24 protein-coding genes are annotated in these 23,818 nt (G+C 32.3%); 2 read left to right on the top strand and 22 right to left on the bottom strand.

Annotated features, from left to right (window positions below):
* Window position 1: 1 nt before the first annotated feature.
* The 18 genes from bshA to cmk form a co-directional block, all read right to left on the bottom strand.
* Complete coding sequence (gene bshA, locus CD128_RS03045; RefSeq protein WP_103328611.1) at window positions 2-1,132, bottom strand: N-acetyl-alpha-D-glucosaminyl L-malate synthase BshA; 1,131 nt, start codon at window positions 1,130-1,132, stop codon at window positions 2-4.
* Window positions 1,133-1,164: 32 nt separating this feature from the next.
* The gene (locus tag CD128_RS03040) at window positions 1,165-1,482 is read right to left on the bottom strand and encodes a nucleotide pyrophosphohydrolase (RefSeq protein WP_103328610.1); all 318 of its coding nucleotides are present in this window, start codon (window positions 1,480-1,482) and stop codon (window positions 1,165-1,167) included.
* A gap of 199 nt (window positions 1,483-1,681) precedes the next feature.
* Window positions 1,682-2,383 (bottom strand): zinc metallopeptidase, encoded by a 702-nt coding sequence (locus tag CD128_RS03035; protein ID WP_103328609.1) that lies wholly within the window; start codon window positions 2,381-2,383, stop codon window positions 1,682-1,684.
* A 27-nt stretch (window positions 2,384-2,410) separates the two neighbouring features.
* Window positions 2,411-3,028, bottom strand: coding sequence for a DUF1405 domain-containing protein (locus CD128_RS03030; protein ID WP_103328608.1), 618 nt, complete (start codon window positions 3,026-3,028; stop codon window positions 2,411-2,413).
* A gap of 6 nt (window positions 3,029-3,034) precedes the next feature.
* A complete protein-coding gene (locus CD128_RS03025; RefSeq protein WP_103328607.1) occupies window positions 3,035-3,595 on the bottom strand; it encodes a YpiB family protein in 561 nt (186 codons plus the stop codon).
* 14 nt (window positions 3,596-3,609) lie between these two features.
* Window positions 3,610-4,854 carry a tetratricopeptide repeat protein gene (locus CD128_RS03020; protein ID WP_103328606.1) on the bottom strand — a complete coding sequence of 415 codons (1,245 nt, stop codon included), beginning with the start codon at window positions 4,852-4,854 and terminating at the stop codon, window positions 3,610-3,612.
* Between the two features lie 6 nt (window positions 4,855-4,860).
* On the bottom strand, window positions 4,861-6,159 hold the full coding sequence (gene aroA, locus CD128_RS03015; protein WP_103328605.1) for a 3-phosphoshikimate 1-carboxyvinyltransferase: 1,299 nt from the start codon (window positions 6,157-6,159) through the stop codon (window positions 4,861-4,863).
* Window positions 6,160-6,169: 10 nt separating this feature from the next.
* Window positions 6,170-7,234 (bottom strand): 3-dehydroquinate synthase, encoded by a 1,065-nt coding sequence (aroB, locus tag CD128_RS03010; RefSeq protein WP_103328604.1) that lies wholly within the window; start codon window positions 7,232-7,234, stop codon window positions 6,170-6,172.
* 36 nt (window positions 7,235-7,270) lie between these two features.
* Window positions 7,271-8,437, bottom strand: a complete 1,167-nt coding sequence (gene aroC / locus CD128_RS03005; protein ID WP_103328603.1) for a chorismate synthase — start codon at window positions 8,435-8,437, stop codon at window positions 7,271-7,273.
* A 206-nt stretch (window positions 8,438-8,643) separates the two neighbouring features.
* Window positions 8,644-9,093, bottom strand: a complete 450-nt coding sequence (gene ndk / locus CD128_RS03000; RefSeq protein ID WP_103328602.1) for a nucleoside-diphosphate kinase — start codon at window positions 9,091-9,093, stop codon at window positions 8,644-8,646.
* A 166-nt stretch (window positions 9,094-9,259) separates the two neighbouring features.
* Entirely contained in the window at window positions 9,260-10,216 is a 957-nt protein-coding gene (locus CD128_RS02995; protein ID WP_103328601.1) for a polyprenyl synthetase family protein, read from the bottom strand.
* A 12-nt stretch (window positions 10,217-10,228) separates the two neighbouring features.
* Window positions 10,229-10,948: a demethylmenaquinone methyltransferase gene (locus CD128_RS02990; RefSeq protein WP_103328600.1), complete on the bottom strand. Its 720-nt coding sequence runs from the start codon at window positions 10,946-10,948 to the stop codon at window positions 10,229-10,231.
* 11 nt (window positions 10,949-10,959) lie between these two features.
* Window positions 10,960-11,529 carry a heptaprenyl pyrophosphate synthase subunit A gene (locus tag CD128_RS02985; protein WP_103328599.1) on the bottom strand — a complete coding sequence of 190 codons (570 nt, stop codon included), beginning with the start codon at window positions 11,527-11,529 and terminating at the stop codon, window positions 10,960-10,962.
* Between the two features lie 224 nt (window positions 11,530-11,753).
* Window positions 11,754-12,026 (bottom strand): HU family DNA-binding protein, encoded by a 273-nt coding sequence (locus CD128_RS02980; RefSeq protein ID WP_103298232.1) that lies wholly within the window; start codon window positions 12,024-12,026, stop codon window positions 11,754-11,756.
* 169 nt (window positions 12,027-12,195) lie between these two features.
* The gene (locus CD128_RS02975; protein WP_103328598.1) at window positions 12,196-13,194 is read right to left on the bottom strand and encodes an NAD(P)H-dependent glycerol-3-phosphate dehydrogenase; all 999 of its coding nucleotides are present in this window, start codon (window positions 13,192-13,194) and stop codon (window positions 12,196-12,198) included.
* Window positions 13,195-13,209: 15 nt separating this feature from the next.
* A complete protein-coding gene (der, locus tag CD128_RS02970; RefSeq protein WP_103328597.1) occupies window positions 13,210-14,520 on the bottom strand; it encodes a ribosome biogenesis GTPase Der in 1,311 nt (436 codons plus the stop codon).
* 202 nt (window positions 14,521-14,722) lie between these two features.
* Window positions 14,723-15,901 (bottom strand): 30S ribosomal protein S1, encoded by a 1,179-nt coding sequence (gene rpsA, locus CD128_RS02965; protein ID WP_103328596.1) that lies wholly within the window; start codon window positions 15,899-15,901, stop codon window positions 14,723-14,725.
* A 310-nt stretch (window positions 15,902-16,211) separates the two neighbouring features.
* Window positions 16,212-16,871: a (d)CMP kinase gene (gene cmk, locus CD128_RS02960; RefSeq protein ID WP_103328595.1), complete on the bottom strand. Its 660-nt coding sequence runs from the start codon at window positions 16,869-16,871 to the stop codon at window positions 16,212-16,214.
* 76 nt (window positions 16,872-16,947) lie between these two features.
* Between cmk and CD128_RS02955 the strand changes: the two genes are divergently transcribed.
* Window positions 16,948-17,916, top strand: coding sequence for an asparaginase (locus CD128_RS02955; protein ID WP_103328594.1), 969 nt, complete (start codon window positions 16,948-16,950; stop codon window positions 17,914-17,916).
* A 69-nt stretch (window positions 17,917-17,985) separates the two neighbouring features.
* On the opposite strand, the gene ypdA is transcribed toward CD128_RS02955, so the two are convergent.
* The 4 genes from ypdA to CD128_RS02935 all read right to left on the bottom strand — a co-directional run bounded on the left by ypdA (window position 17,986) and on the right by CD128_RS02935 (window position 23,389).
* A complete protein-coding gene (gene ypdA / locus CD128_RS02950) occupies window positions 17,986-18,972 on the bottom strand; it encodes a bacillithiol disulfide reductase YpdA (protein WP_103328593.1) in 987 nt (328 codons plus the stop codon).
* Between the two features lie 348 nt (window positions 18,973-19,320).
* Window positions 19,321-20,916, bottom strand: a complete 1,596-nt coding sequence (gene ebpS, locus CD128_RS02945; RefSeq protein ID WP_103328592.1) for an elastin-binding protein EbpS — start codon at window positions 20,914-20,916, stop codon at window positions 19,321-19,323.
* A gap of 147 nt (window positions 20,917-21,063) precedes the next feature.
* Window positions 21,064-22,443: a RecQ family ATP-dependent DNA helicase gene (locus tag CD128_RS02940; protein ID WP_103328591.1), complete on the bottom strand. Its 1,380-nt coding sequence runs from the start codon at window positions 22,441-22,443 to the stop codon at window positions 21,064-21,066.
* A complete protein-coding gene (locus CD128_RS02935; RefSeq protein WP_103328590.1) occupies window positions 22,430-23,389 on the bottom strand; it encodes a helix-turn-helix domain-containing protein in 960 nt (319 codons plus the stop codon). Before CD128_RS02935 ends, CD128_RS02940 begins: the two co-directional genes overlap by 14 nt.
* A 109-nt stretch (window positions 23,390-23,498) precedes the next feature.
* On the opposite strand from CD128_RS02935, the gene CD128_RS02930 reads away from it, so the two are divergent.
* On the top strand, window positions 23,499-23,747 hold the full coding sequence (locus CD128_RS02930; protein ID WP_002449743.1) for a ferredoxin: 249 nt from the start codon (window positions 23,499-23,501) through the stop codon (window positions 23,745-23,747).
* Window positions 23,748-23,818 lie beyond the last annotated feature (71 nt).

The raw sequence follows: 23,818 nt of genomic DNA, 5'->3' as shown, positions 1-23,818 counted from the left end.
ACTAAGCCTCTTCTTTATTTAACATTTTTTTATAATAATATTCATATTGATCAGTAATTAAATCTGAAGCAAAGCGTTCTTCAATATCCTTAAGCATATTAGACTGTAGCTTCTCATAAAGTGCTGGATTAGTTAATAATTCTAAAGCATAATTGCTAGCACTTTCACTATCGCCAATGTCCACAATAAATCCTGTTTCTTCATGTTTAATAACTTCTTTAATACCACCAGCATTAGAACCAATAGGTACTACACCTGTTTTCATAGCTTCAAGTAGAGTCAGACCAAAGCTTTCTTTCTCGCTTAATAATAATACTAAATCTGACATTTGATAAAATTCGCTCACTTGATCTTGCTTTCCTAAAAATAAGACAAACTCTTCAATCTCAAGTTCCCTTGCTTTCTTTCGCATATCAAGTAATTCAGGTCCATCACCTAATAAAATAAGCTTGCTTGGTAACTTAGCATGTACTTTAGCAAACGTTTCTAATATCGTATCTATACGTTTTACTCTTCTGAAGTTAGATACATGAATTAATACCTTTTCTTCAGGTTTAATACCATACATTTCTTTAAGTTTTGTTTCGTGACGTGTTGGGAATTCATTTTCACGGACAAAATTATAAATAGGTACAATTTCTTTCTCAGTTTCAATAATATCTTTAGTCTGTTCCGCTAATGAATGGCTTACGCTCGTCACAATATCGCTTTGTTCAATACCAAATTTAATTGCGCCTTTAAGTGAATGATCATAGCCTAGAACTGTGATATCTGTGCCGTGTAATGTAGTCATAATCTTAATATCTCTACCTGACATTTGACGCGCTAGAATACCACATACGGCATGGGGTACTGCGTAATGCATATGTAGAATATCTAAATCATATTCTTTGATGACATCAGAAATCTTTGTACTTAACGTAATGTCATAAGGAGGATATTGAAAAACAGCGTACTGATTAACTTCAACTTGGTGGAATCTAATATTTGGTAAGGGTTTACGTATTCTAAATGGAATATTTGAGGTAATAAAGTGAACCTCATGTCCTCTTTCAGCCATTTTAATCCCTAATTCGGTTGCTATAATCCCGGAACCACCCATTGAAGGGTAACAAGTTATACCTATTTTCATAAGGTAATTCCCGTCCTTTCTATTTATATCGTTTATTTACGCTCGAAACGATCTTTATCTCGTGTATTGAACTTTTGCATAGTTTCATTAAAACTTTCAGTCATATCTATATCTAATGAGTTGGCGATGCAAAGTAATACGAATAAATTATCACCAAGTTCTGCTTTGATTGTATTTTCTGCTTCGGAGTCTTTCTTTTTCTTTTCACCATGATAATGATTAATCTCTCTAGCTAATTCGCCTACTTCCTCAGTTAGACGAGCTAGGTTAGCTAATGGAGAGAAATATCCTACTTTGAATTGTCCAATATAATCATCAACTTCATTTTGCATATCTTTCATTGATTTCATAACTAAACTCCTTTGCAAATGATTCTAATATAGTATATATCATATTAAACAATCATGCATTTTATGAATATGGAAAACATCATTTAATTTAAAGTGCCAATTAAAAGCATACATATATAAATATGTGGTTCGTTTCAATTTACAATTTAAAAAAGCTGGTACTCACTCATATTAGTAAGTACCAGCTTATAAAAAATATTTAGTTATTATCACTTGCTCTTGCCATTAAGATAATTCTTACAAGTTCAGCAACAGCTGTAGCAGTTGCTGCAACATATGTCATAGCGGCAGCAGATAATACTTTTTTCGCATGTTTATATTCTTTTTCATTCACAATATTTAAAGCAGTAATTTGTTTCATTGCTCTTGAACTTGCATCGAATTCAACAGGTAATGTAACAATAGAGAAAAGGACAGCTAGTGATAATAATCCAGCGCCAATCCATAATGCTGTTGAACCAAATGCACTGCCCATTGCTGTTAAGATAACACCTAGCATTACAATCATGTAGCTAAGTGAACTACCTAAGTTTGCTAAAGGTACTAATGCAGTTCTGAAACGTAAGAAAGCATAACCTTGAGCATGTTGGATAGCGTGTCCAACTTCATGGGCTGCAATAGCTGTACCAGCTACTGATGGTCTATCAAAGTTTGCCGGAGATAAACAAACAACTTTTTTATTTGGATCATAGTGGTCAGTTAAAAAGCCTTCACCTTTCACGACATCTACATCATAAATACCATTGGCATGTAGAATCTCTTCGGCTACTTCGCGACCTGTTTTACCACTTGTTGATCTAACTTGTGAATATTTTTCATAATTTGATTTAACTTTGTGTTGTGCCCACATTGGAATGAGCATAATAATGACGATATATATTATATAAGACACTATTGACAATAATTCCACTCTCCTTTTATTAATATTCTACTGACTCTTGTCCTTATAATCAAATAATTTAAACTTTGGTACAAATTGTAAATAATAATACAACATGATGGCTAGAATACTTAGTATAAATGCGATATATCCTACCATAGATATATGAGTAGCAATAAAATTATAATACGGATATTTGTCAAGCACATAGTCTATATAATCGTTGTTAAATACCCATATTATAGCTATAAATAATCCGTGCATTGTAATAGTAAATCTAGGATAGAAGTATAAAGCCTCTATAGCCATGATGCCGTGACTCATAATAAGAAAGATATTCATAATCGTAATATCATGAGCATAAGAAATCATTATTACATTCATAATGACAGCCCATAGCCCATATTTGAATAAAGTAACAAAGGCTAAAGCTTCTATTATTGAATTTCGTTTATTGAAAAGTAAGCCAATGATAGCTACACATAAAAACAAAGAAGCGACTGGGCTATCTGGAACGAAAGGCAAAAAATACCATGGCGTTTTAACTAATTGGTCGCCATACCATATAAAGCCATATATCGTTCCACATATATTACAAATGAGCAAATATATCAAACAAGTACGATGAAAGAGTGTTAACTCCCAAAATTGTTTTAAATTAAGCATGCGTAATTAATCCTTTGATGATAAATAATGATGACGTGCTTTCAAATTATTTAGAATTTGTGTTAATTGATAAAATTGTGCTCGATCATTCATTTGTAAACTTAAATCGATATTCACTTGTAATTGTTCTAATAAGGAATTCTCTTTATACGTATCTAAAATAAGATTATGGATATTTTCTAAATAAGATGAATAATGCGTTGAGTGAATTAACTGTTGGATAATCAAATCATTAAATTTAGAATCAGGATGATGTATTTCATCAAAATGAATTAAAATATCAAAAGAAATCGCCTGATTCGTAATATAAGTAAATATCTCATTAGTATTAATAAGGATTCGATTATTTTTCGTTAATTTGATGGCCGAAGCATTAGCATCTTTGAGACCAATTTCAAGCGTTGTATGATTTGGAATTCTATTATTAACAAAATGAATATTCTGTAAGCGTTTTGGTGATGCTTTTAAAAAATTTAACAGCCAAACGCTAATACGGGATTTAAAATGATAATGAAACAAAGCATATTCAATATAGCTTTGTTTCATAGTGTTAAGTGTATGTTCCAATAGGATCACCTACTTTAATAATCCAATCGGTTTGCTTCTTCGTGCCATGTTTCATTACTAGGATCTATTTCTAACAATTGATCTAGTATAGATTTAGCTTGTTCTTTATGACCAATTTCAGTTAAGTAGAAATAATAGTCACTTAAGAAAGCGCTTTGAGATTTCATTGTTGGGTAAGCAAGTTCAAAGAAATGTTGCGCTTCTTTGTCTCGTTCTTCTTCTCCATAAGCATGTGCTAAATGCCACATGAATACTGGATCTAAATCTTCTTCATCTACATAAGATAATAATTCGATAATTGCTTCATAATCTTCTTCGTTACGGAACAAGTCACTTAAGATTAATAGTGGTTCATGATAGGCGTTATCTACTTCAAGTGCTTGTTTAAGTAATGCGACACCCTCATTAGCGTCACCATGTTCAATTTCTAGACTACCTGTTGAGACCATTAACTCTTTATAGAATTGGTTTAAACGTAAACCTTCTTTGCCGGTTTCAATTGCATCAGCATAATTCTTTTCATTCTCATATAAAGATTGTAAATAGAAGTAACCTTGAATAAAATCAGGGTCTTTAGATAGTAGTGTTGTCATGATTTTAATTGCTTCTTGCGTGATATCATTCTTTTCATAGGCAATCGCTTTTTTAAAGAAGTCTTCTGAAGTCATTTCATCTTCATTTATTTCGTCGAATAAATTGATAGCATCACTATAGTTACCACTTTGTAAAGCACAATCAGCCATGCGAGCGAATAAATTAACGCCGTTGACTTCATATTCACCTGTATCTAAGACGACTTCATATTCACGAGTAGCTCGTAAATATTGGCCATCAAAGTATAATAGCTCTGCTAATGCGAAATGAATAATTGGGTCATTAGGTTCAAGTTCACGCGCTTCTATAAGTTTATCAATAGCAACTTCTATCATATTAATTTGTTGATAAAGATCAGCTTCAAGCATTAGTTTTTCAGTAGAAAGCTCAACTTGACTTAAATATTCTAATGCTTCATCTGTTTGATTCTCAGACATAAGTCCTTCGATAAAGTAAATTAATAATTCACTTTCATCGGGATACTTATGATAAAGTGTTCTAAATACTTCTAGCCCTTGAGGTGTTAAACCGAAATTATATAAGGTTTCACCTAAGATGAATAAAGCATCGTCATTATTTGAATTTAATGCTTCATTGACACGTGTATCTAAATTATCTAGTTTTTGAAGATTGATATCATCTATTAATTTATAGATATCCTCCATAGTGTATTATCCCTCATTTTCTAAAAGCTTTAATTTGGGCAAGAAACCTGGGAATGATACGTTAACTGCGTCAAACTGACGAATTGTAATTGGTTCGCTACTTAATAATCCTGCTATAGCGAGCATCATACCTATACGATGATCCGTCAAACTATCAACTGTAGCAGGTGTAGTAAATTCTGATGGATGAATAATTAGTCCATCTGCAGTAGGTTGAAGCTCGAAACCTAACAAGCCGAGCATATCAGCAGTTGTATCAATTCGATTTGTTTCTTTAACTTTTAATTCCTCTGCATCTTTTATAATACTAGTTCCTGTGGCTTGAGTACACAATAGTGCAATGATTGGTAATTCATCTATTGCTTTAGGGATTATATCCCCTTCTATATGCACTGGCTTTAAGTTTGGTGTATAAGTGATTCTAATAGAGGCAGTAGGTTCAGAAGTGTTGGTAACATTAAATAGTTCAATATTACCGCCCATTTGTTCAACGATGTCTATAATACCTGAACGTGTAGGGTTTATGCCAACATTATGAATTGTAATGTCACTGCCTGGCGTAATTAATGCAGCGACAATAAAGAATGCTGCTGATGAGATATCTCCTGGCACGTTAAAATCTCTTGCTTTAATATTTTGAAGTGCGTTTGGTTCTAGTTTGATTATTTTACCATCGACGTTAATAGGGATATTGTAGTGTTCAAACATCGTTTCTGTGTGATTACGACTTATATCTAATTCAGTAATGGTAGTTGTATCATTAGCAAATAAACTTGCTAATAATATAGCGCTTTTAACTTGTGCACTTGCTACTTCCATTTGGTAAGTAATTCCTTTAATAGAAGCGGGTTCAATCACTAAAGGTGTGTAGTTATCTTCTACCCCACGAATATTCGCACCCATGAGACGAAGTGGTTTTAATACGCGGTTCATCGGACGTGTGCCAATAGATTTATCTCCTGACAATACGCATTCAATACCTAACCCACTTAACAAACCAGCAAGCAAACGCGTCGTAGTACCAGAATTGCCAGTATACAACGTTTGATGAGGCGTTTTAAAGTTTTCATACCCCGGAGAATCCACGACAATTTTATCATCTGTAATAGTAATATCAACACCAAGCAATTTGAAAATTTCTGCAGTACGTTGGCAGTCTTCGCCTAATAAAGGTTTATGAATGACAGATTTACCTTTTGCTAGTGAAGATAACATAATCGCTCTGTGCGTCATTGATTTATCTCCAGGAACCTCAATTTCTCCTTTTAAAGGACCGTGTATGTCTATAATTTGTTCATTTGCCATTATCTTTCACCTACTTTGTTAAGGATTGTAATTCATTAAAGGCATTCATTAAAATATCTTTATCAACATGATGAACTGAAGGTTTACCTATAGTTTCAAGTAGCACCATTTGAATACCTTCTCCATTATTTTTCTTATCAGATAACATGTAATTATACATATCTTCAAAATTCAAATCATTAATAATGGCTACTGGATAATGAAGTTGTTTAATATAATTCCAGTAATGTTGAATATCAAATTCAGCATTGAGCAACGCATTAGATACAATAAATTGATATATCATACCTATCATAATCGCGTGCCCGTGAGGAATTTTATGTTTATATTCAACTGCGTGGCCAAACGTATGTCCTAAGTTTAGATATTTACGCATGTTGTGTTCTTTTTCATCTTTAATAATAATATTTAATTTTGTTTTAATACCTTTAAATATAAATTGATCTATGTCTTCTAGTGATTGCAGTTTTTCTTTATTAGAAAAGTGTTTCTCAATATCGTCTACTGCCACTTCTCCTGTTAAAAGTGCATGTTTATATACTTCTGCATAACCACTTAATATTTCTTCATATGGTAATGTCTGTAAGAAATCTAAATCATAAATAACAGCTTTTGGTCTATAAAATGCCCCAATAAGATTTTTCCCATGTGAAGAATTAATACCTACTTTTCCCCCAACACTTGAATCATGCGCTAGTATAGTCGTAGGTACCTGAATAAAATCTACACCTCGTAAAAGCGTAGATGCTAGAAATCCAGTAAAATCACCAGTTGCGCCTCCACCTATAGCTACTAAACACGTATTTCTTGTAAGTTGATATCCTAACAATTTTTCAAGCACTTCATGATAATGGTGGAAGGTTTTCATTTTCTCACCAGCAGGCACAGTCACTTTAAATATATTAGATTGAGTAAGTAGAGAGTCAAATTTACTTTTAAAATTAAAATCTACATACTCATCAACAATAAGGAAGACTTTATCATACTCTTGTATATAGTCTGTTAAATAATTAAAAGCATGATGTTCAACAATAATAGGATAATTATTATTAGGATATGTCGTTTGTAATTGCATAAAAAAGACCTCGATTCTTACAAATAAATAATATTTTTAAAATTCAATATTAAGTTTTCTACGCTCAGAGATTTGTTCTTTCAATTGATCTATATGATTTGATTGAAACTCTTCAAGTAATGCTTTAGCAACTTCAAAAGCGACAACATGTTCACATACCACACTAGCTGCTGGTACAGCACAACTATCAGAACGTTCAATTGTAGCTTTAAAGTCTTCTTTCGTGTTAATATCTACTGAATTTAAAGGTTTATATAGCGTTGGAATAGGTTTCATAACGCCATTAACGATAATCGGCATACCATTTGTCATACCGCCTTCAAATCCGCCCAGGTGATTTGAACCTCTGTAAAAACCTTGTTCAGAATCATATAAAATTTCGTCTTGAATTTCACTGCCTGGTTTTTCAGCTGCTTTAAATCCTTCGCCAAAGCTAACTCCTTTAAATGCGTTAATACTTACTACACCTTGTGCAATGCGGCCATCCAATTTACGGTCATAATGCACATAGCTTCCGATACCGATAGGCATATTTTCCACCATAACTTGTACGACTCCACCAATAGAGTCACCTTCTTTTTTAGCTTCATCTATCTTGTCGCGCATTTTTTGAGCAATAGTTTCATCGATGACACGAACATCATTTTTATCGATATTTTGTTTGAATGTTTCAGAATCGTATAAACCTTCGTCTTTAACGCCGCCTATTTCAACTACACGACTATATGTATGAATGCCTAATTGCTGTAGTAAAATTTTAGATACAGCACCTACAGCCACACGAGCAGCTGTTTCACGTGCAGAAGAACGTTCTAAAACATTTCTTAAGTCACGATGATTGTATTTCATACCGCCGATTAAATCAGCATGACCAGGACGTGGTTTAGTAATCGTACGTTTCATGTTTTTACGTTCTTCATCGCTTATAGGTTCAATACCCATAATATTTCTCCAATGTGTGAAATCATCGTTTTTCACTACAATTGTAACGGGGCTACCTAATGTATAACCGTTTCTTACGCCAGAAACAATTTCGACAGCATCTTTTTCAATTTGCATTCTGCGGCCCCTTCCATAGCCGCCTTGGCGTTTATACATTTCTGTATTAATATCTTCAGCTTTAATTTCTAAATTTGCAGGTACACCTTCAATAATTACTGTTAATTGAGGACCATGTGATTCTCCTGATGTTAAATATCTCATGAGAAGACGCTCCTTTCCTTTACTACGTTAAATTGTAATATGTGTTATCATATCATATTCAACGTTAGAACATAACTAATGTTCTGTATATTAATTGAATTAGTGTGAATATTTAAATAATTAGCAGAGAGTTTATGTCATAAAAATAAAGAGTAACACACTATGAAGGCGCGCTACTCTTATCATTTTAATTTAATATTTAAAAATTATTCATACAACCAAGTATCTCTAGTTGCTTCGTAATCACTTAATTCTTCATCTTTAAACCATAAACTAATTTCACGTTTTGCAGACGCAACTGAATCTGAACCATGAATAACATTTCTACCTACAGTTAATCCTAAATCGCCTCTAATAGAACCTGGTGTTGCTTCAGAAGGATTTGTTTTACCAATAATATGTCTAGATACATTTACTGCATCTTCCCCTTCAACTACCATTGCGAAAACAGGTGCTGATGTAATAAATGAAATTAATTTATTATAAAATGGTCTTTCTTTATGTTCTTCATAATGTTCTTCCGCTAATGATTGAGGCACTGTCATTAATTTAGCTCCAACCAATTTTAAACCTTTACGTTCGATACGAGTAATAATTTCTCCAATTAAATTACGTTGTACTGCATCTGGTTTAATCATTAAAAAAGTTCTTTCCATTGTGTTTCCCCCTATGTTTTTAAGTAATAAACATTAAAAAATTTGAAAAAATCAGATTATTTAATTTGCGCTAATTATGTATAAAGCTTGTTTATTATAGAAAACAACCTGCTACTTCTTAATAGTAACAGGTTGATAAAGCGCTTTCAATATATTTTCATACTAATTAAACGTTTCGTGAACCCATTTTTTTGATAAGTTTAATAAATAAATTTTGCGCATTTGATTCATTTAATTGATCAATTAAATTTAGTGCTTTATTCAAGTATTTATCACTGATTTCTTTAGATTGTTGAATACTATCAGATTCTCTGATACGTGAAATAATCGGCGCAAACTCTGCAGGATTTGTTTGATGATTTAAAGCTGCAATTTGTTGTTTAAATGTTGGGTCTTTTCGCATTTCTAATAACACTGGCAATGTAATATGACCGTTCATTAAATCACTGCCTACTGGTTTACCTAGTTTCTTCTCAGTGCTAGTGAAATCCAATATATCATCAACAATTTGGAAGCTCATCCCAATATAATGTCCAATCATTTTTAATTTATAAATCGTTTCATCATCAGCTTCAGACGTAATTGCTCCTACTTCAGTAGCAAGTTGGATTAATAATGCAGTTTTACGGTTAATACGTCTTAAGTAGTTTGTGATAGTTTGATTACTATTAAATTGATCTTGGAATTGGAAAAGTTCTCCTCTACATACATCTACAATTGCATTAGAAATAATGTGATGTACGCGATTATCTTGTATTTCAGAAAGCTGTTGTAGACCTAAAGCTAATAAGAAATTACCTGTTAAAATCGCCGTCGTAACATCCCATTTTTTTACAATAGTTAAACGGCCGCGACGTTTATCACTCTTATCTATCACGTCATCATGAACAAGTGTAGCCATATGAATTAATTCTAACGCTACAGCTACACGGTAAGTATCTTCAGTATTCTTTTTTGAGCCAAATTGACTACTCAATATGACAAATGCTGGTCTTACTCGTTTACCACCTGATGATAGCAAATGGAAAGTAGCTTCTTGTAAAACTGAATCATTACTTTTGATAGCGTTTTGAAGCCGTTTCTCTACATTCTTAATTTCACTATTCATGTTTAACTTTGCCACGTTAATCACCTTTTATTTTGTAGAACTTTTTTGTTTATAGCCTAGGTGCATTGCAGCAACGCCCCCTGTGAAGCTACGGACTTTGATATTATTAAAACCAGCCTGTTCAAATAGACGTTTTAATTTTTGTTTATCAGGAAAATTAAACGTCGATTGTTGTAGCCATTCATATTCCTCTTTAGATTTAGCAAATAATTTACCGAAGATAGGCATTACAAATTTAAAATATAATTTATACACTTGTTTGAACAAAGGCATCGTAGGTTGACTTGTTTCTAAACATACAACCATACCGCCTGGTTTAAGAACTCTGTTCATTTCTTTTAATGCCACTAAATAATCAGGTACATTACGTAAACCAAAACCAATAGTTACATAGTCAAATGAATTATCCTCAAAAGGTAAATCCATAGCATCACCATGTACTAAGTGAATATTATCCATTGATTTCGTTTTCTCTTTACCTACTTCAAGCATATTTTCACTAAAGTCTAAACCTGTTACCTCGCCTTTAGGTCCAACTGCTTTACTTAATGCAATTGTCCAATCTGCAGTACCACAGCATACATCAAGTGCCTTACTACTTGATTTAACGTTCATATCTTTCATTACACGTTTACGCCAAACTTTATGTTGTTCGAAACTGATAATATTATTTAATCGATCATATTTTTTAGAAATATTTTGGAACACTGTATGGACTTGTTCTTTGTTTGCTTTATTTTCAGCCATTTATATTACCTCTACTTTTTTTCTATATAGCTCTGTTTAATTGTTTTTAAAAATTGGTCTACTTCATTTTCAGTATACATCTTCAAATATGAAGGATAATACGATTCCACATTTTCAAATAAAGAATAGAAAATTTCCATTTCTGATATTGATTGATCGCTAAAATGTGAAAGTGTAATAAAAGGAAAAATAGTTTCTATTTTAATTATTGCTTCATAAATATCTTGTGCTTCTAGGGATTGATGATGTAATGAAGATTTTAATTCATTAGATTTAACAATTGCCTGACTTATAGCTAATTGAAATGCAGGATCATCAATTTCAGCTAATAAAGTGTAAAAATGAGCACTTAATAAATCCCCAATTAAGATTGATTTCTTTGATAATTTGTTATGTGAAATTTCATCAAGATGTTTCATTGAAGTATCAATAGTGAGGCAAGCAAGTTTAGCATTCTCTGGAATATCGTAACTATCTAATAAATCACTTAAATTACTATTAATATTAATTGATTCATAGTCAGTGACTCCCATAAGCCTTTGATCAATTTGTCTATTTAATATGCTTAATGTTCGTTCCATGTTCACACCTCACGTTATTATCACTATACATCTTAACATTATATCCATAAAAATAAAATATAGCGACTTCACAGGAGTAAAACTTTATTAATAAGCGCTTTATATAGAAGAATACATAAGCATGTAAATATATTAAATGAACAAGTTTTAATATAGCTATATCGATATCTTTAGAAAATTAATATGTATAAATAAAAAAGCCCTCGAAGGGCTTTTTAAGTAAATTATTTTACAGCATCTTTTAATGCTTTACCAGCTTTGAATGCTGGAACTTTACTTGCAGGAATTTCGATTTCTTTACCTGTTTGAGGGTTACGTCCTTTACGTGCAGCACGTTCACGTACCTCAAAGTTTCCGAAACCAATTAATTGAACTTTTTCACCTTTAGAAAGTGAGCCTTGGATTGATTCGAAAACAGCGTCTACAGCTGCACCAGCTTCTTTTTTAGTTAAATCAGCTTGTTCAGCAACCGCATTGATTAAATCAGTTTTATTCATTATGAATTCACCTCCAGATGAATGATAATGATATCTTTTTATATCATTATGCTATGACTTTAACACAAGAATTGGCATTACCGCAACGATTTAAACGCCCAAAACACTGAAATATCAGCATTTATACACTCAATTCAAAAAATTTTACAATAAAGTGTAATATAACACCTTATTCAGCTTTTTTATCGCGTCCCATTAAATCTTTAACGCTATCTTTTACGGGTTTATTTTCAAATAAAACTTTATATAAAGCATTTGTAATAGGCATATCAACATGTTGTTCTTTAGCTAAGTGGTAAACTGAATTAGTAGTATAAATTCCTTCTACCACCATATTCATTTCACTTAGTGCTTCTTCAGTCGATTGTCCTTTACCTAATTTATAACCAAGTGTAAAGTTACGAGAGTGTGTAGACGTACAAGTTACAATTAGGTCACCAATACCGCCTAAACCTAAAAATGTCATAGGGTCGGCACCTAATTTTTCTCCTAGTCTACTAATCTCAGCTAAGCCTCTAGTCATTAAAGCTGCTTTAGCATTATCGCCATAGCCCATACCTGCAACAATCCCACTAGCTACTGCAATAATATTTTTTAATGCGCCACCTAATTCTACCCCTACTAAATCATTATTCGTATATACACGTAAATAATCATTCATGAATAAATCTTGGATTAGCTTACTAATTTTTTCATCTTTAGAAGAAGCTGCTACTGTAGTCGGTTGTTTAATGACTACTTCTTCAGCATGGCTAGGGCCAGATAATACGCCAATACCGCCATTATGGCTTTCTGAAATAGAGTCTTCAATCATTTCAGAAACACGCTTGAAGGTATCATTTTCAATACCTTTGGCAACATGAATGAATATCTTCTTAGAATCAATAAGTTGATCAATTTGACTTGTAATCTCTCTAATTGCTTTTGTAGGGAGAGCAATTAAATATATGTCAGTAAAATCTACAGCCTCTTTAATATCAGAAGTTGCTCGAATACTTTCATCTAATTTAGCTTCTTTTAAATATTTTTTGTTTTGATGATGTTTATTTAATTCATCGACACTTGTTTCATTTTTCCCCCACATTAAAACAGTGTGACCATTTTCAGCTAATACATTAGCAAGTGCAGTACCAAAGCTTCCCATACCAAAAACAGTAATCTTAGTCATAATGAAATCTCCTTTTTAATTTCTTCTACGTGGAATGATGTGAATAGGCGTTCCCTCAAATCCAAATGCATTTCGGATTTGATTTTCAAGATAACGTTTATAAGAAAAATGCATTAATTCTACATCATTAACAAAAACAACGAACGTTGGAGGTTCAATAGCAACTTGAGTTGTGTAGAATACATTCAATCTACGACCTTTATCAGTTGGCGTTGGGTTCATTGAAATCGCATCAGTAACTACTTCATTAAGTGTAGAACTTTGAACACGTTTTTTATGATTTTCACTTGCCTCATTAATGTATGGGAATAGTGTACGTAAACGTGTTCTTTCTTTCGCAGATACAAAGGCGATTTGGGCATAATCTAAGAATTGGAATTGATTACGAACATCATCCGCAAATTTTTTCATCGTATTACTATCTTTTTCAACAGTGTCCCATTTATTAACAACAATAACAATAGCTTTACCTTCTTCATGAGCATAACCAGCTACACGTTTATCTTGCTCAATAATACCTTCTTCAGCATCGATGACGATTAATACAACGTTTGAACGTTCAATTGCTTTTAGCGCACGCAATACTGAATATTTCTCAGTTGATTCATACACTTTACCTTTTTTACGCATACCAGCTGTATCTATCAAGACATAATCTTGACCATTATAGCTATATTCGGTATCTACGGCGTCTCGTGTCGTCCCTGCAACATTAGAAACGATAACACGTTCTTCACCTAATATCGCATTGACTAAACTAGATTTCCCTACATTTGGACGACCGATAATTGATAAGCGAATTGTATCTTCATCATAAGGGTCTTCAGTTTCTTCTTTAAAATGTTTGACTACTTCATCTAGTAAATCCCCTAATCCTAATCCGTGAGAACCAGAGATTGGATAAGGATCGCCAAACCCTAATGAATAAAAGTCAAAAATATCATGTCTCATTTCAGGATTATCTACTTTATTAACCGCTAATACTACTGGTTTTTTTGATTTATATAACATTTGAGCGACCATTTCATCGCTTTGTGTTAAACCTTCACGTACATTAACCATAAAGATAATAACATCAGCTTCATCAATAGCAATTTCTGCTTGAGCTCTTATTTGGGTTTGAAAAGGTGCATCACCAATTTCAATACCACCTGTATCAATAATATTGAATTCATGTGTTAACCATTCACCTGATGAGTAGATACGATCACGAGTGACACCAGGTGTATCTTCAACGATTGATACACGCTCACCTACTACTCTATTAAATATTGTAGATTTCCCTACGTTTGGTCTACCTACAATAGCTACAATAGGTTTCGTCATAAGCTAACTTCCTCTCTATCTAAAATCTATATAATTTTATCATATGACCTACTGTTTTAAAACTAACTATATAACCGTTGACTTTAAATTCTCTAAAACGCCCTTATCTTTGGCATGAAATATCTCTAAATATTAAAAAAATCCCAATTAAAGGGATTAAACTTTAATTGGGAAATACAATAGTTAAAATTTAAATGTCATATTAGAATTTTAAATCTTTAAATTTGTCACCGAAAACGTCCCCTAATGTTGGGTTATCATCATCTGAATCACTACTTAAATAACTTTGAGTAGTAGCTTCATCACTTTCGATTAAATCTTCTTTAGGTAAAGTAGCTTTAATTGATAAAGAAATACGTTCATTTTCTTCATCAATACCTAAGATTTTAACATTAACTTGTTGACCTGGTTCTAATACCTCACCTGGTGTACCGATGTGTTTATGGTCAATTTCAGAAATATGAACAAGACCTTGTACAGCCGGAGCAATTTCCACAAATGCACCGAAGTTTGCTAAACGAACGACTTTACCTTCGATAACATCATTTTCATGGAATTCACCTTTAATACGTTCAAATGGAGTTGGAAGCGTATCTTTGATTGATAAAGAAATACGTTCAGCATCTTTTTCAACAGATTTTACTTTCACATCTACTTCTTGACCTACAGAAACGACATCTTCTGGAGAATCAACGTGTTCATGAGAAAGTTCTGATACGTGAACTAAACCATCTACGCCACCAATATCAACGAATGCACCAAAGTTAGTTAAACGAGCAACTTTACCTTTAATGACATCGCCTTCGTTAAGTGACTCTAATAATGAAGCTTTTTTAACATCGTTTTCAGCTTGTTCTACAGCTTTACGGCTTAAAATGACTCTATTATTATCTGGGTCTAATTCTTCAACTTTAATGCGAATTGTTTGTCCCTCAAATACAGAGAAATCTTCAATGAAATCAGTTGAAATTAGAGAAGCAGGTACGAAACCTCTTTGACCAACGTCAACAACTAATCCACCTTTAACTACTTCAGTAACCTTAGCTTCAATCACTTCATCATTATCAAGTTTTTCTTGTAAATATTTATATGATTTTTCAGTTTCAAGTTGACGTTTTGATAAGATGTATGCACCAGAGTCATTCTCTTCATCAATTTCAATTTTAGTTACATATGCTTCAACTTCATCACCTTCTTTAACCACTTCGTTAGGGTTCTCGATGTGATGAGTTGAAAGTTGGCTAATTGGAATAATTCCGTTATATTTAGCACCATCAATATGCACTACAACTTGTTTGTCTTCAACTTGTTGAACCTTTCCAGTGACTTTGTCACCTTCTTTAATATCACTAATCATTGATTCATTGAATTCTTCAGTCATCTTGTTTGCCTCCTTATACACTACATAACTATAACATCTTATAAACTAACAGAATTGTCAAGAAATTCCCCTTTAGTTTCATAAGTTTTTAAAAAAGATATCAATTTTTAAAATTATTTAATGTTAAGCAATCAGTTATTCGTGTTATTGATTATCTAAATAATTTTTCTTCAATATGATATTTTTAGATTATAGTTATTTATCATTTTCTTCCTCGTTAGTAATTATATAAAACAAAAAAAGCTATTTAAAATATTTCGCATTATCTATTACGAATAACACGAATTATTTTAAATAGCTGTTCACATTATTATCTTAAATTATCTACCATCGTCATAATTTCTGTAGTAACTTCTTCGATTGTTTTACTAGTTGTATCTAGAGTGATCGCGTCATCAGCTTTTCTTAAAGGTGAAATTTCACGATTCATATCGTAGTGATCTCTATCTGCAATTTCCTGTTTTAATTGTTCTAAAGTTGAAGGTATGCCGCGCTCTTCGTTTTCTTTTTGGCGTCTCTCAGCACGCTCTTCTACAGAAGCAATCATGTATACTTTTAATTCTGCATCAGGAAGGACTACTGTACCAATATCTCTTCCATCCATTACAATACCTTTCTTAGCTGCTAAATCTTTTTGTTTTTCAACGGCAAATGTACGAACAGGTTCTTTAGATGCTACATATGACACGTTTTGTGTAACATCATTTTCACGTAAATAATCCGTAACATCTTGATTATCTAATATAATACGTTGCCCTTTAACATCGTCGTATTTTAATTCTAAAGTAGTTTCATTAACAAGTTTTTGAAAATCTTCCGGACGTTGTTGTTGTAAATATTTATAAGTAATAGCACGATACATTGCTCCAGTATCCACATATATCATTGATAATTTACTAGCTACTTGTCTAGCGATTGTACTTTTACCTGCAGCTGCAGGGCCGTCCAAAGCAATATTAATTGACTCCATGGTTATTTTTCCTTCCTTGTTGTTTTATTTGTATTATTTTATCATAAATATGTAAATTAAAAATAGGAGGAATTTAATGAAACATCTTCTTGTTATTCATACAGGCGGGACGATTAGCATGTCCCAAAATCAATTTAGTCAGGTTGTGACTAATGAGATTAATCCCATCTCATTACATAAAGATATTATTAATGAATATGCTCATGTAAATGAAATTCATCCTTTTAATATCCCTTCTCCTCATATTACAATCCAACATATCATTGAACTGCGCAACTTTATACTTCAGTCTTCTGAAGAGAATGAGTATGATGGTTTTGTCATTACACATGGAACTGATACTTTAGAAGAAACAGCGTATTTATTAGATTTACTCATTAATATCAAACAACCGATTGTTATTACTGGGGCGATGAGATCCTCAAATGAAATTGGTGCAGATGGCTTATATAATTTCATTTCTGCTATTAGAGTAGCTTCATCGAATGAAGCTTTTGAAAATGGTGTAATGGTAGTCTTTAATGATGAAATACATACGGCTAGAAATGTTACTAAAACACATACTTCAAACATTAATACATTTCAAAGTCCAAACCAAGGACCATTAGGTATTATCACAAAGGACAATATTCATTTTTATAATCGACCGTATCAACAACAATCATTCGAGCATATTGATACAAAACTGAATGTGCCATTATTAAAAGCCTATATGGGTATGCAAAGTGATGTTTTAAAATTTTACGCCGAGCAAAATGTGGACGGGTTAGTGATTGAGGCGCTTGGACAAGGAAATTTACCACCAAGTTGTCTAAAAGGCATTGAGGCTTGCTTGGGTAAAAATATCCCTATCGTTATTGTATCGCGATCATTTAATGGAATAGTTAGTCCTGTATATGCATATGAAGGTGGCGGATATGATTTAGCTCAAAAAGGGTTAATCTTTTCAAATGGTTTAAATGGACCTAAAGCAAGATTAAAACTACTAGTCGGTTTAAGCAATGATATGACTTTAGAAATGCTCAAAACTTATTTTGAACAATAGTTTGTATAAAAGAAGCGGAACAGAAATGAACTTTGTTAAAAAATTTCTGTTCCGCTTTTGCCATCTTATTTAACTTTCTAATGGTGTTTGTTTTTTACTTAATATACTTTGAGTAATAATACCGCCGTGATATTTTCCATTTTCAATGAAAATAGAGTTATTGTCATTTCCAGCAGCTATAACCCCTGCTATATAACAATTTTCTACATTTGTTTCAAACGTTTCTTTGTTATGAACAGGTGCAGTCCCAAATTCATTTGTATTAATTTCAATACCAATAGATTGTAAGAAATCATAGTCTGGATGATAACCTATCATCGCAAATACATGATCATTTGGAATTTCAATTGTTTTACCATTTTTTTCATAAATAACACTATCTTCAGTAATTTTATTTACGTTGGCATTAAATTCCATTGTAATCTTTTCATGATTTACTAATGATTCGAAGTTCGGTAAAATCCATGGCTTAATTGCTGCTGAATAGCGATCGCCTCTATAAAGTACTGTCACTTTCGCTCCTGCTTTTTCTAATTCAAGTGCGGCATCAACTGCAGAGTTTTTACCACCAATCACTGTAACATGTTGATTAAAATATGGATGTGCTTCTTTGAAATAGTGTTGGACTTTAGGTAAATCTGCCCCTTTAACTTCTAACGTATTATGTTGACCATAATATCCAGTAGCAACAGTTAAAAATTTACATTCATAGACATCTTTAGTAGTAGTAATCGTAAATTTGTTGTCGATTTTTTTAACAGTTAAAACTTCTTCGAAAGCATTAACGCTTAAGTTATGATGTTTAACTACTTCTCTATAATATACGAGTGCTTGATTTCGACGTGGCTTACTTTCTTCAACGATAAAAGGTATATCGCCAATGCTTAATTTATCACTTGAAGAGAAAAATGTTTGATGTGTTGGATATTTATAAATTGCATCCACTATATTCCCTTTTTCAATTACAAGTGTTTCAATCCCTTTTTTCTTTTGTTCAATTGCAGCGCTCAAACCACATGGGCCTCCACCGATAATAATACTTTCAACGCTTTGCATGTTTTTGGCCTCCTTTAATCACCCATATATTATAGCAGTTAAGTCCCTTTTTCTAAATAGATAAATATCATCCAGATATACCATAGTAGAATAATAAATTAAATAATAAAAAGAAAGAAGCAGGACAAAGACTTGAATAATTACGTTGTCTCCCCAACTTGCTCTGTTTGTAGACTTTCTTTTCGAAAGTCTCTATGTTGGGGGCGCCCGCCAAGCAAGCACGATTCGATTTGAGAAAAGCTTAATTTAAGAACATTTTTATATCAGTCAGCTACTGCAGAATATAAATAAAGGCTGAGACATTTTATCAATGTCCCAGCCTGTTCTCTAAAATTAATGTTAAATGGTTTATTGAGGAATAACTAATTTTTCACCATTAGTGATATTGTTACTTGTTAAACCATTAGCTTGTTTAATTTTATTTACATTTTCAATTGTACCTTGGCCATAATATTGAATAGCAATACGGTATAAGTTTTCGTTACCAGATACTACATGTGTTTGTTGGCCAGAAGTAGAATTGTTTGATTGGTTGTTATTACTGTTTGAATTTTGGCTATTATTTTGAGTAGCCTGTGAATTAGCATTGTTATTATCACTATTACTATTATTATCAGAAGCGTTATTTGAATTATTTTCTGAAGAAGATGCACCATTATTATCATTAGTTGCTGCGCCAGTTGAAGCACTATTATCTTCGTCTTTAGATGCACTGTTTTCAGAAGAATTTTTATCAGTTGTTGCGTTTTCGTCTGATTTATTATCGTTTACTGTAGATTTTTCACTTGATTTGTCGGCTTTGTTATCTTCAGTAGTTTTATCTTTGTCATTATCTTTTTTATCTGATTTATGAGAAGTTTGCTCTGTAGTATTCTCTTGTTTAGTGCCATCTTTATCTTTATGGTCATTATTTAAATACATACCAATAAAGATAGCTAGAGCAGCTAAGATTAATAACAATGCAAGTAATGGTAATAAGATACCCATTAAACCACGTTTTTTCTTGCCATTGTGAGCTTGGAAATTATCGTGGTTATCATATCTATCATTGTCACGATAATCGTCACGACGGTTACGTGGCTCTTCATGGTGATCATCACGTGTGTTACGGCGATCTAAATCATTATCTTTAGAGTGATGTTTTTTATTTTTAGAAGCAGCTACACCTGCAGCACCAGCAGCTCCGGCAGCACCTGCGCCAACAGCAGCTTTTTTGCCTTTGCTATGTTTTTTGTGATTATCATGTTTGTTGTCTTCGTATTTGTCATTTTCACGAACACGAGAATTTCTATCGTTACGATAATCATTTCTATTATCGCGAGAATCTACACGATTGTTCTGACGGTTTTTCTTATTGTTTTTATTGTGACCCGCAGCAGCTCCGGCAGCACCAGCACCACCGGCAATTGCAGCATCTTTACCGTTAACTAAGCGGTCATCGTTGTCGCGGTAGTCAATATTTTCATCATGATGGCGGTCTCTTCTATCATCTCTACGATTTCTATGACTATCTTCTTCTTGATCAAAATCACGATGACGACGGTTATTATCATTTAAACGGTCATTTTCATAATCGTCTTCGAATTCATCGTAATTATTAGAAGATCTATCATTAGTACGATTATTTCTGTTTGAGTGATTTGATTCATTTTCAAAGTGATCATTATGTACATCTTCGAAAGAGTCTTCATCATAGCGATCGTCTAATGATCCTTCATTGTTGTAATCATTTGGTTGGTCATCAAATTTCTTACTACGATTAGTAGCTTGATTACGTCTTCTTTGACGTCTTTGTGCATTTCTTGGTGGGAATTGTTGATCTGATTGATTATCGAATTCGTCGATAGTTTCATCAGAGTTACGGTTTGTATGTTCGAATTGATCGTCTGAATCAATCGATTGACGATTTTTTTCGAAGTCATCTCTAAAATTATTTTTAGACACGGCTAACATCCTTTCTTTTCAATTATTTAATTGTCACATACTTTATACCCTTGAATGTAACAAATATGTATCATTTTTAACATTTTTTATAAAACATTTGGTGATTTAATTATATCCTGTATAAAATATTTTAGTAAAGAAAAGCACCTAATATTTGAATAAATTTTTAAGTTTTTCATTATAACTAAATTTTCTTTTTACTTTTTTTCTATTAAAATGACTAAGTGGTACTAAATTAGTATCAATATCGCAACATTGAGCAGGTTTAGAAGGTACTTCTCCAAAAAACTCTAGTAAATAACTTCTTCGACATTGATCGAGACTTGTATAGCCAACCATACGTTGATACCCCAATTTTTTACGGATTAATGATGTTTTAAATATATGTTTAAGTTGCATAATTGAGTATCTTTGGCGTAAAACTTCTAATATTTCTTGTTTATTAGGAGGTAAAAAGGCACCTAAATCATAAGCTTCTACATCTTCAACTAAAATTGCATCGTTAAATAACAGCGTTTCAAGAATAAAACTGTCATCTGGTTGAAAAAGACTAATGGCTTGGCTTTGTTTTCCGTCTCTTCCTGCCCTGCCTATTTCTTGTAAGTAATTTGACGGACTCGTTGATAAGTGAAAATGTATCACAGTACGAATATCCTTTTTATTAACCCCCATACCAAAAGCACTTGTGGCAACAATGACAGGGATAAAATTATTAATAAATTGTTGTTGCACAGTGTGACGTTCTTGATAAGATAAATCACCATGATAAATTCCAGTTAAATAACCTCGTTGATAGATAAGATTAGCCAGCTCGAAACACATTTTCTTTGACGAAACATAAATAATTGTAGGCCCTGAAGTTTCTATGAAATCAAGTAACCAACTGATTTTATCATCGTCGTTGTCAAAGTTGATATGAGAAAATGAAATGTTGTCTCGATTCATTGTAGTTTTAATAGTTTTAAATTTAATATTTAAAATCGTTTCTAAATCTTCTGGAAGATGTGGTGGTGCTGTAGCTGTGAGCGCTAATATTGTTGCAGATTTAAAATATTGTGTAATCTGCCCTACTAATGCGTAATGAGGGCGAAAATCGTATCCCCATTCAGATAGGCAATGCGCTTCATCTAATACAATTAAACCAAAATTAATTGTATTGATTAGTTCAAAATGATTAGATTGTAATAAAAATTCTGGACTTAAAAATATAAATCGACTTTTCTTTAATAAGTTAATATTTTCTTTTTTTTCTTGTTCCTCCATGCCAGAATGAATATAACTTACGTGCTTCTCCCCTTGTGCTTTCAGTTGCATGACTTGGTCATCCATTAATGATATTAAGGGAGAAATAATAAGTGTAGGTTGCCGTTTCATATAAGTGGGAAATTGATAACATAAACTCTTGCCACTACCAGTTGGCAAAACACCTAACGTGTCTTGCCCATTAAGTATGCTTTCAATTATTTCGCGTTGTCCCGGATTAAAAGACTCATACCCAAACCATTCTTTAAGCTTATCTTCCAACACTAATATCACCTCTTTCGATACCTACAATAATTAATTTGATTTGAAAATATGACAATTGATCGAATTGATTTTTATATATTTTCAAACGTTCACCTCTATTATCAACGTAAAATTTTTCAAAATCAGTAATTGAACCTTTATCAATAAAATCGGTATATTCATGAAAATATCCTTTAATAAATAACTCCAACACATGATCCTCTATAGTATTAATTTTTACATTCTGTATTACTGCAGCTTCATCCATTGTAATGCCTCGAAGCAATTGCTGATGTGATAATGCCGTTTTATTCAATAAAGGTGGCAACATAATTAACTTAGAAAGTATTGGAAACTGTTCTTTTTGTTCTAAGGCGTACATAACTTCAACTAAATCATTGAGCTCTAACGTGAATAAATCAGTAATAGATATATCTTCAATCAAACTCACTTGTTGACGCGTATACATGGGCTCATCATAACCTTGTAAATAATAATGGATATAACAGTGATTATCATTTTGCGTATAAATAGTATGAAATAATTGCGATAATTCTTCTTGGAAATCTTCAATTAAATCATGTTTTATAATATCTGAATAAACTTGTTTAACACGTTGTTGAACATTTAGTTGTTGAGAAATAGGAACAAAATTTAACTCACTATTAAGATACTGAGTGATTGATTGAACTAGTAATTGAATACAACTATATGTATTGATTAAACTATCATATGTATACCGCGGATGGATTTTAAGTTGAATATGATTAGTTTCATTATTTTGAATATATCGCTCAAAAGACGGATATTTTAATTTAGGAAAACTGTGATATAATGATAAAAGTTGTTGAGAACAAGCATCAAAAAATGTTTGATGTGATTTTTTACCGTATAATATATTGTAAATACTTTTATCAGTTTTATAATTAAATGTGTGTTCATACGCATATGAAAAGATATCGTACATAGGTGAATCCTCACTTTATGAAACTTGTAAATTGGAAATTAAAATAATCGATGTCTAAATTAACATTTGTTATACTAGTGTAGCATTTTTATCAAAGGAGGCGAAGAAATTGGCAAAGTATACAATCGTTGATATGGATACCTGTATAGCTTGTGGTGCATGTGGCGCAGCAGCACCGGATATTTATGATTATGACGACGAAGGTATTGCTTTCGTAATCCTTGATGATAATCAAGGTACTGCAGAAGTACCAGAAGAATTATATGAAGATATGGAAGACGCTCTTGAAGGTTGTCCAACAGATTCAATTAAAATTGAAGAGGAACCATTTGATGGCGACGCATTGAAATTTGAATAATAAATTTAATTTGATTATATCACTATAATATATAGATGGCCGACAAAGTTTAAACTTTGTCGGTTTTATTT

It is taken from the genome of Staphylococcus croceilyticus (assembly GCF_002902575.1).
GTDB lineage: Bacteria > Bacillota > Bacilli > Staphylococcales > Staphylococcaceae > Staphylococcus > Staphylococcus croceilyticus.
Note: the sequence above shows the minus strand (reverse complement) of the source record. Positions and strands in the feature narration are given on the sequence as shown.